7 protein-coding genes are annotated in these 7,588 nt (G+C 35.6%); 3 read left to right on the top strand and 4 right to left on the bottom strand.

Translation table 11 applies throughout. From position 1 onward, the window contains the following. Nucleotides 1–318 precede the first annotated feature (318 nt). On the bottom strand, nucleotides 319–1,854 hold the full coding sequence (locus AC3WQX_RS07765; protein ID WP_049428462.1) for an AbgT family transporter: 1,536 nt from the start codon (nucleotides 1,852–1,854) through the stop codon (nucleotides 319–321). A gap of 281 nt (nucleotides 1,855–2,135) precedes the next feature. Between AC3WQX_RS07765 and AC3WQX_RS07760 the strand changes: the two genes are divergently transcribed. Further along, a complete protein-coding gene (locus AC3WQX_RS07760; protein ID WP_049428460.1) occupies nucleotides 2,136–2,954 on the top strand; it encodes an SDR family oxidoreductase in 819 nt (272 codons plus the stop codon). A gap of 94 nt (nucleotides 2,955–3,048) precedes the next feature. Here AC3WQX_RS07760 and AC3WQX_RS07755 read toward each other — a convergent pair whose 3' ends face one another. Beyond that, nucleotides 3,049–3,240: a hypothetical protein gene (locus tag AC3WQX_RS07755; RefSeq protein WP_037550375.1), complete on the bottom strand. Its 192-nt coding sequence runs from the start codon at nucleotides 3,238–3,240 to the stop codon at nucleotides 3,049–3,051. Nucleotides 3,241–3,262: 22 nt separating this feature from the next. Beyond that, nucleotides 3,263–4,339, bottom strand: coding sequence for a M42 family metallopeptidase (locus AC3WQX_RS07750; RefSeq protein WP_023351164.1), 1,077 nt, complete (start codon nucleotides 4,337–4,339; stop codon nucleotides 3,263–3,265). Nucleotides 4,340–4,528: 189 nt separating this feature from the next. On the opposite strand from AC3WQX_RS07750, the gene AC3WQX_RS07745 reads away from it, so the two are divergent. Next, nucleotides 4,529–4,993, top strand: coding sequence for a YehR family lipoprotein (locus AC3WQX_RS07745; RefSeq protein WP_492740078.1), 465 nt, complete (start codon nucleotides 4,529–4,531; stop codon nucleotides 4,991–4,993). A 73-nt stretch (nucleotides 4,994–5,066) separates the two neighbouring features. On the opposite strand, the gene AC3WQX_RS07740 is transcribed toward AC3WQX_RS07745, so the two are convergent. After that, entirely contained in the window at nucleotides 5,067–6,644 is a 1,578-nt protein-coding gene (locus AC3WQX_RS07740; RefSeq protein WP_367140405.1) for an FMN-binding glutamate synthase family protein, read from the bottom strand. A 158-nt stretch (nucleotides 6,645–6,802) separates the two neighbouring features. On the opposite strand from AC3WQX_RS07740, the gene lnsB reads away from it, so the two are divergent. Further along, nucleotides 6,803–7,585, top strand: coding sequence for a CPBP family lipoprotein N-acylation protein LnsB (lnsB, locus tag AC3WQX_RS07735; RefSeq protein ID WP_049428456.1), 783 nt, complete (start codon nucleotides 6,803–6,805; stop codon nucleotides 7,583–7,585). The last annotated feature ends 3 nt before the right edge of the window (nucleotides 7,586–7,588 follow it).

The following is a 7,588-nucleotide window of genomic DNA, read 5'->3' as shown; positions in this document are numbered from 1 at the left end:
TCGCAAAAATTTGAGGAACAATTTTAGCTCATTGCTAGTTATTGCTCATGACCTAAGCGCTCACTTCCGCACCTTGATAAACGGGTTTCAGTGAGCAGGTCAATCGACAATAATACACAACTCGCAAAAATTTGAGGAACAATTTTAGCTCATTGCTAGTTATTGCTCATGACCTAAGCGCTCACTTCCGCACCTTGATAGACGGGCTTCAGTGAGCAGATTGCTCAACAATTATACGCATCGCGCAAAAACTAAAGAACAGTTTTCGCTTGATGCTAGTAATTGCTCGCAACCTAACCGCTCACTTCCGCACCTTTTTTACACCTTAATTGGTCCTCCGGGGCCTACTGGTATACCAAGTAGGAACCATATTAATGTAAAGGCTATCCATACAATAGTGAGGGCGATAGAGTAAGGCATCAAACTTGATAGTAGTGTACCGAGTTTCATATTTTTATCATACTTTTGTGCATATGAAAGTAATAACGGTAGATATGGCATCATCGGTGTGATAGGGTTTGTAATTGAATCACCTACACGATAAATTGCTTGTGTAAATGCTGGATGGAATCCAACTAAGATGAGCATTGGTACAAAGATAGGTGCTAGAATACCCCATTTGGCAGAAGCGCTACCGACCAACATATTGACTAAAGCACTTAGTAAAATAATTCCTATAATTAAAACTATTCCATTTTGATGTTGTAATAATTTAGCACCTTTAACGGCTGCAATGACACCTAAGTTACTCCATTCTAAAAAGGCAAGTAATTGTGATGCGAAGAATACGATGACAATAAATGACCCCATAGAACCTAATGATTCTGCGATCATACTGCCTAAGTCTTTAGTATTTTTAATTTCTCCACTTAATATTCCATAAATTGTGCCTGGTACTAAGAACACAACTAAAATAATTAATCCGACACCATTAATTAACGGTGCATCGTCGAGTAGACTTCCAGTCTTCGCATTTCTTAAGAAACTATGTTCTGGTATTGCGCATATAATGAGTAAAACGATGAGTACTACAAAGCTTATGTTTGCCCAAAAGAGTGCTTTATTCTCTTGTGGTGTGATATGAGAAGATGTTTCTTCTGTGTCTTCATGGGCCTGACTTTCATCATAACGTCCTAATCTAGGAATAATGAGTTTTGTCGTAACCAAATGGATTGTTGGTAATAAGACAACAACACTTGCTGCGATAAAGTACCAGTTCATAGCCACGTTTGTCTTAATGTCTTTAGAAACAATACGTGCTGCTGGGTCTGTGAAAGAATAGACGAGTGCATCTTGCATACCTACTACTAAATTTGCAGCAAAACCTCCAACTGCTGAAGCGTAGGCCATGGCTAAACCAGCGATAGGATGGTAGCCAATCTTAATAAATAACATTGCTGCAAGTGGTGGTAAGATAATTGTTGCCGCGTCTCCAGCAGTACTTCCTAATATGCCAATTAATATAATCGTTGGAACAATTAACTTTTTTGGTGCTTTGTTCACGACTGAAATCATTAATTTGTCGAAGTAGCCAGACTTTTCAGCAGCGCCAATTCCAATCATCACGCCTAATACTAAACCTAGTGCGGGAAATTCTGAAAAGTTCTTAATCGCGTTATTCATGATATAAGCGAAGCCGTCATGGCTTAATATGCTCTTAATATGTATGACTTTCCCATCACCAGGATGTTTTACGGATACGTTGAATAATGATACAAACCAAGTAATGATTGCGAGTCCTACACACATAAAGAAGAAGAGTACCGCAGGATCTGGTAATTTATTCCCCACAAATTCGACTCCATTTAAAAATTTACTTACGAAAGACTTTTTCTCCTTTGCATTTGCCCCCATTAGTCATTTGCCCCCTTTGATTCATTATTGAATCTATACCCACCAATACCATCTTTAGGTAAGAATTTTCTGAAATTTAAAACTAAGCTTACATGATAAATACATATATGTAAACGCTATCTATAATATTAAAGTTCATTTTCCGGAAAATAAATATCATAAACTAAAGCGATATCATTGATATAACAGCGTTTAAGAAGAATTTAAAAGTGGAAGATATATATTGTAAATAATGAAGAAAGTTTTATGAAGGAATTAAAAAATCGGGAGAGTGACGAGCGATGAAACGTTTAGAAAACAAAATTGTAGTAGTAACCGGCGCAAGTACAGGTATAGGCCAAGGTTCTGCAAAGGTCTTAGCCAATGAAGGTGCACATGTCTTAGCATTAGACATTTCTGATAAGTTAGATGACACAGTGAAGGAAATTAATGAGGCTGGTGGTCAAGCTACAGCCTATAAAGTAGATATTTCCGATGAACATCAAGTAGAACAATTTGCCGAGAAAGCTAAAGATAAATATGGTCGTATCGACGTGATATTTAATAATGCAGGTGTAGATCATGGTGCGGGTCGTATTCATGAATATCCAGTAGAGGTCTTCGATAAAATTATGGCTGTAGATATGAGAGGAACTTTCTTAGTAACTAAGTTCTTATTACCTTTAATGATGGATCATGGTGGCTCTATCATTAATACGGCATCATTCTCAGGTCAAGCAGCTGACTTGTATCGTTCTGGTTACAACGCTGCTAAAGGTGGCGTGATTAACTTTACAAAATCTATTGCCATTGAATATGGTCGTGAAAATATTCGCGCAAACGCGATAGCACCTGGTACAATCGAAACACCATTAGTTGATAATTTAGCAGGTACCTCTGAAGATGAAGCGGGTAAAACATTCCGTGAAAATCAAAAATGGGTTACACCTTTAGGTCGTTTGGGTACGCCTGATGAAGTAGGTAAACTAGTGACATTCCTTGCTTCTGATGATAGTTCATTTATTACAGGTGAAACGATTCGTATCGATGGTGGTGTGATGGCATATACATGGCCTGGTGAAATGTTAAGTGACGATAGTTGGAAGAATTCAACGAAATAATGATGACCATATCATATATGATATAATCACAAACCCCCAGTTTCCATAAATGAGGAACTGGGGGTTATATGCGTTTCAGATTTAGGCATTTATTCTATTGTTGGGCGCAGTTTTCACATAATTTATATTGCGAATCAGCCCAATTTGCTAGATGGGTATAACCTTTTAAGTCTTTCGCTTTAACTTGTATTGTAAGATTTTCATCTTTATTGATTTCTTTGCCACAATTAGAACATTTCATTGCTCCAAAAATAGTTGTCTTTTTATCATCATTTTTAGAAAACATGATTTGCCTCCTTGTCTTTTTGTTACCACATTAATGATTGATAGCTGTCGTCATTTAACGAGCGTACGATCTCAGTAATCAGTTGAACAGAATTTTCATAATCATCTGTGTGCATGACTGAAACATTAGAATGCATATATCTTAATGCTACACCAATAGTGATTGTCGGAATTCCTTCATTGGCTACATGAATGCTACCAGCATCAGTACCGCCTCCAGGAGTTGTAGCCCATTGAACAGGAATATGATGAGCTTCTGCAACCTCTTTAATATGTTTACGGAAACCATCATGTGCAATACTTGTTGCATCCATCATGATAACAAGAGGGCCATCACCTAAGTTGCCTTGATTCTTCTCACTACTCATACCTGGAACATCATATGCCACGCCGACATCTACTGCTATTGCAAGATCTGGTTTGATAAGATTAGCTGCGACTTTAGCACCACGTAAACCGACTTCTTCTTGAACTGTGGCACCAGCGAATAAGTTGATATCAATACTGTCATCTTTTAAACGGTTGAGGACATCAATAGCTAATGCGCAACCATACCGATTATCAAACGCCTTCGCAGTTAAATATTTATCATTTGCAAGTGTTTCAAATTCACTATATGGTGTAATCATATTTCCAAGCTCTACTCCCGCAGCTTCAGCTTCTTCTTTGTTTGCTACACCTATATCAATATACATATGTTTAATTTCAACTGGTTTCTTACGTTCTTCCTGTGAGAGCGCATGAGGAGGTTTTGAACCGATAATACCTCTAATTTCTTTACCATTTTCAGTAGTGATTGTTACTTTCTGAGATAACATCACTTGGTTCCACCAGCCCCCGATAGGTGTGAAATAAATATAGCCGTCTTTATCGATTTGAGTCACGATAAATCCGATTTCATCAAGATGACCTGAAATCATTAATGATTTTGAACCATTTTGGGCACGCTTTTTCCCGAAAATGCCTCCCAAATTATCTTCAACGATCTCGTCACTTACAGGAGTTAAGTAATCTTTCATTAGTGATTTAACATTTTTTTCATGTCCAGCAATGCCGTTAACGTCTGTTAATGATTTAAGTAGTTCCTTTGAGTCAGACATAGCTATCTCCTCCAATAATAAGTTTTCAATTTTAGTATAACATGCATGTGACATTCTTTATGATGTGGCAGTAGCTTTTGAGTTCATTTTCAAGAAATAAAATCAAATAGTGGAAAGTAATATGAGTAACATATTTGTATCGATGGTGGTATAATTTATTTGAAAAAAAGACGAGAGAAGGCGACAACAATGAAAAAAGTGATTTCTCTTATAGCAGTGTTAGTTCTAAGTGTGGCTGCACTTTCTGCGTGTAGTAAGGAACAAACGAAGACATATGAGGGAGACGTTAATGGTAAGAATGTCATTACGTCATTAACATATAAGGATGACGAAGTACTTAAGCAATCTACCATTGGAACGGTTAAATATGATGATTTAGGAATTGATCAATCACAAGCTAAAGAAATGTTAAAAAAAGATGAGAAAGCTTTTAAAGGCGTTAAAGGTGTAACGTATAAAGTCGATTACAAAGATCAAAAAGCTGTCGAGCATATAGATGTCGATTATAAAGAAGTAGACGTAGATAAATTGAAAAAGAATTTAGGTTTCGAGTCTGCTAAAGCTAAGAAAAAAGATTATGTAAGTATGAAGAAATTAATTAAACAATTGAAACGTAATGGTTTGAAAGAGAAAAGCAAAATGAATGATGAATAATTGTTGAAGTTGATTGAACAATTATTTTAGATGATGAAGAGTGCGGGACGTGAATCTCGCACTCTTTTTTTAGTTATGAAATTAATTTAAGTTTATAATCTTTAATTTTTTGAGTAGCTCCATCAAGCTCTCTATAAATAATATGTTCTGATGTGATTTCAGTCGGACTATTAACACCAACAGCCGCTGCGATATTAAATAGACCTTCATGTAAACTAGTTACATAATTTGTCACACGGTATTGTTTCTCATCAACGATGAGCGCTTTTTCTTTTTTAGGATCAGTTGTAGCGACACCAACTGGACATGTATTTAAGTGACATTGTTGACTCATGATGCAACCAACACTAATCATCATACCTCTAGCAATATTTACTAAATCAGCACCTAAACCTAACGCAATGGCAATTTTATCGGGAGTGATGAGTTTACCAGATGCAAATATTTTAATTGTATCTCTGACACCATATTTTTCTAACATACCTGAGACGATGGGTAGTGCGGTAAGTAAAGGTAATCCGACGCCATCTTCAAGTTCTTGGAAAGTAGCCCCCGTGCCACCTTCACCGCCATCGACAGTGATAAAACTTGGATAAGTATCGAGTTGAACCATTGTTTTTACTAGTTTTTCGATTTCATCAACTTTACTTACTACGATTTTAAATCCTACAGGTTTTTGACCTAGATTCTTAATTTGATCAACAAATTTGAGTAAGTCTTCTGGATTTTTAATAAAGTCAAAACGGTTTGGTGAATTAATTGTTTCATGGGGTTTAACATTACGAATTTTAGCAATTTCTTCTGTAACTTTATTGCCTTCCATATGACCACCACGTGTTTTAGCGCCTTGAGCTAACTTTAATTCAAATGCGCGAATATTTTCACGATCAGCCAATTGTAAAAACATGTCTTTATTAAAGTGTCCTTCTTTATCTCTCACGCCAAAAAGTCCTGGGCCAATTTGGAAAATGATATCACCATCACCCTTAAGATGGTAATCTGATAGCCCACCTTCACCTGTATTCATCCAAGTGCCTGCTTTAGATAACCCTTTTGATAAAGCAGTTATAGCATTTCTACCGAGTGCACCATAACTCATACCTGATTGTCCTACTAAACGTTTTACTTTATATGGATGTTTAAGTTCAGGTCCTAGGACAACTGCATGTTCATCTGATAAGAAGAAAGGATCGATTTGAGATCTTTTTCTATGTTCATCACGACTAAATAATCGTTCGTTTTCAATTTGATATAAAAATGTTGAGATTAAATCTGAATTATCGACATGTAATTCTGAGGCTTGTAATGGAAACATTGTGTTTTGTATGTAAAACCCATCTTTATATTCTCTTTGAGTACCGTAACTCGTCATGCGAGAGTTATATTTACCTGCAAGAACAATATGTTTATAATCATTTCTTGAAAATGGTTTACCTTCATTATCATCAGCGAAGAAGTACTGACGAAGTTCGGGGCCTATTTTTTCAGAGATATAACGGATACGTCCTAAAACTGGAAAATTTCTAAGTACACTATGTTGATCTTGACCTTTATCTTTAAATAGCCAAATTAAACTCATGATAACAATACCTAATAGCACAATCATTATGATGATATTGACTATAAATTGCATCGTTGTCAATATAGACATAAACATTCCCCCTAAACTAGTTTCTTCATTATTATGATACATTAATGTATGCGTTTTACAATGAAAGCGTATAAAATTAATTTTAAAATTTCAATTAAATTATTACATTTACGTACTTTAGTGATAATGTTTAAGTGATAGGTAATAAGAGGTGAGCTATGAATAGAGAGACACAATCAATAGAGAGAAAACGACATATTCCTTTATGGAACAGTAAAAAGGTTGTTAAAAAAGACATTCTACTTATACCAGCATACATATTTTGTCAAAGTATAATACCTATCATCGTAGTCTTTGGAACACTAGGTATTACTGCAATGATTACACAGCATGCACCACCTGACTGGTTTTACAACCTTTCATTAAGTATAAGCTTTGTTCTGGCACAAGGTTTAGTGCTCATGCTGTTTTTTACCTTACATAAGTTTTATATTGCCAGTGTCGCAAGGAGACAGTTTAAAAACGCTAAAAAGTATGTACGTCAAATACTTATTGTAGTTATAATTACATTTGTGCTAATGTTACTTATTGAGTGGCTTGTTCAGTGGCTACCTGCCTCATTAAGATTTGGTGTAACACAATATGAACGGCGAGTGGAAGGATTATTTCTACACCCAATCGCCTTATGCTTTACGTTTATATCAATGGTAATTTTACGCCCTATGATTGAACAACTTATCTATAGACACATCATTATTCATGAGTTAGGTAAGAAATGGAACAAGAAAATAATGATTGTGATATCAATTGTTATCGAATCTATAGTACATACGTATGACATGGCTTCTATTTTCGAAATAATTCCGTATTTACTTATTGCGAGTGGTGCAACTTATTTATACATTAGAACAGGTCAAAATTTAGCAGTAGCCTATCTTTACCAAGTAGGTGTGCAATGCTTCATATTTTTAGAGATATTGAGTAAAGTGTATATCTTTTAAAGT

The sequence above is a fragment of the Staphylococcus sp. FW104-15G4D genome, assembly GCF_058790135.1.
Note: the sequence above shows the minus strand (reverse complement) of the source record. Positions and strands in the feature narration are given on the sequence as shown.

Bases quoted from the DNA above. Each gene is read 5' to 3' on its own strand.
- AC3WQX_RS07760 (WP_049428460.1), top strand. From the start codon at position 2,136: ATGAAACGTTTAGAAAACAAAATTGTAGTAGTAACCGGCGCAAGTACA.
- AC3WQX_RS07765 (WP_049428462.1), bottom strand. From the start codon at position 1,854: ATGGGGGCAAATGCAAAGGAGAAAAAGTCTTTCGTAAGTAAATTTTTA.
- lnsB (WP_049428456.1), top strand. From the start codon at position 6,803: ATGAATAGAGAGACACAATCAATAGAGAGAAAACGACATATTCCTTTA.
- AC3WQX_RS07740 (WP_367140405.1), bottom strand. From the start codon at position 6,644: ATGTCTATATTGACAACGATGCAATTTATAGTCAATATCATCATAATG.
- AC3WQX_RS07755 (WP_037550375.1), bottom strand. From the start codon at position 3,240: ATGTTTTCTAAAAATGATGATAAAAAGACAACTATTTTTGGAGCAATG.
- AC3WQX_RS07750 (WP_023351164.1), bottom strand. From the start codon at position 4,339: ATGTCTGACTCAAAGGAACTACTTAAATCATTAACAGACGTTAACGGC.
- AC3WQX_RS07745 (WP_492740078.1), top strand. From the start codon at position 4,529: ATGAAAAAAGTGATTTCTCTTATAGCAGTGTTAGTTCTAAGTGTGGCT.